Here is a 1,703-nt window from a genome sequence, read left to right as displayed (position 1 = left end):
CGGGCTAGAATCTCGTCGGGGTCCGCACCGGAGGGCAAGCCATGAAAATCCGCGTCCTGGGCATCACCGCCGTCCTCGTCCTGGCCGTCGTCGCGGTCCTGTTGTCGGGCGCGGCCCGCGGGGCGCCCAAGCCGGTCGAACTGCTGAACGTGTCCTACGACCCCACGCGCGAGCTCTACCGCGACGTCAACGAAGCCTTCGCCGCCCACTGGCTGGCGAAGACGGGGCAGGCCGTGACCGTGCACCAGTCCCACGGCGGGGCCGGGAAGCAGGCCCGCGCCGTGATCGACGGCCTGCAGGCCGATGTCGTCACCCTCGCCCTGGCTTACGACATCGACGCCATCGCGAAGCACACGAGCTACCTGCCGGCGGACTGGCAGCAGCGCCTGCCGCACAATTCGTCGCCCTACACCTCGACGATCGTCTTCCTGGTGCGCAAGGGCAACCCGAAGCAGATCCGCGACTGGGATGACCTGCTGAAGCCGGGCGTCGCGATCGTGACCCCGAACCCGAAGACCTCCGGCGGCGCGCGCTGGAACTACCTGGCGGCCTGGGCCTACGTCCTGCGCCGCGAACTCGGCGACCTGGCCAAGCTGCACGAACCGGCGGCCGCGGCCGAGGTCGAGGCGGCGCAGGCCGCGGCGCGGAGCTTCGTGAGCGAGCTGTTCGAGCGCGTGCCGGTGCTCGATTCGGGCGCCCGCGGCTCGACCAACACCTTCGCCCGCAACGGCATCGGCGACGTGCTGCTGGCCTGGGAGAACGAGGCCTTCCTCGCCGTCGCCGAGCTGGGCGCCGGCGAGTTCGAGGTCGTCGTGCCCTCGGTCAGCATCCTGGCCGAACCGCCGGTGACGGTCGTGGACCACTGGGCCCGGGAGCACGGGACGCTCGAGGTCGCGCAGGCGTACCTGGAATTCCTCTACTCGCCGCAGGGGCAGCGTCTGGCGGCCCGACACTACTATCGGCCCGTCTCTCCCGAGCATGCCGACGCGGCGGACATGGCCCGCTTCCCCGCCCTGGACCTGATCACCATCGACGTCTTCGGCGGCTGGCAGCAGGCGCAGCGGGTCCACTTCGACGACGGCGGGGTCTTCGACCAGATCACGGCGGGCAGCCAGTGAAGCCCGGCCGAACCAGGCGCCGCGTCGGCGTGCTGCCCGGGTTCGGCCCGACGCTCGGGATCACCGTGTTCATGGTCAGCGTGGTCGTGGTGATCCCGCTGATGGGCCTGTTCGTGCGATCGGCCGGGTTGGGTTTCGGCGGGGTCTGGGAGACGGTCACGACGCCCCGGGTGCTGGCCGCGTTCAGGTTGAGCTTCGGGGCGTCGCTGATCGCCGCGGCGATCAACGCGGTCATCGGTTTTCTCGTCGCCTGGACCCTGGTGCGCTACGAGTTCCCCGGCAAGCGCGTCGTCGACGCGCTGGTCGATCTGCCCTTCGCCCTGCCGACGGCCGTTTCGGGCATCGCCCTGACGGCCCTGTTCGCGCCCCAGGGCTGGGTCGGGCGCCTGCTCGCGCCGCTGGGGTTGCCGGTGGCGTTCACGCCCCTGGGTGTGACCGTGGCGCTGGTGTTCATCGGCCTGCCCTTCGTCGTGCGCACGCTGCAGCCGGCGCTGATGGACCTCGACGCCGAGGTCGAGGAGGCCGCGGCCGTCCTGGGTGCAGGCAGGCTGCAGATCCTGGGCAAGGTCATCGTGCCGACGGTCC

Annotated in this window: 2 protein-coding genes; both read left to right on the top strand. The window is 71.1% G+C overall.

Going from position 1 to position 1,703, the window contains the following annotated elements; genetic code table 11:
- Positions 1-41 precede the first annotated feature (41 nt).
- The gene (locus tag Q7W29_01645) at positions 42-1,118 is read left to right on the top strand and encodes a sulfate ABC transporter substrate-binding protein (protein ID MDO9170514.1); all 1,077 of its coding nucleotides are present in this window, start codon (positions 42-44) and stop codon (positions 1,116-1,118) included.
- 71 nt (positions 1,119-1,189) lie between these two features.
- A partial coding sequence (locus tag Q7W29_01640) for an ABC transporter permease subunit (protein MDO9170513.1) occupies positions 1,190-1,703 on the top strand: 514 nt, incomplete at its 3' end.

The sequence above is a fragment of the bacterium genome (assembly GCA_030654305.1).
GTDB lineage: Bacteria > Krumholzibacteriota > Krumholzibacteriia > LZORAL124-64-63 > LZORAL124-64-63 > PNOJ01.
The sequence above is the reverse complement of the archived record's forward strand: the minus strand, read 5'-3'. Positions and strand labels throughout refer to the sequence as shown.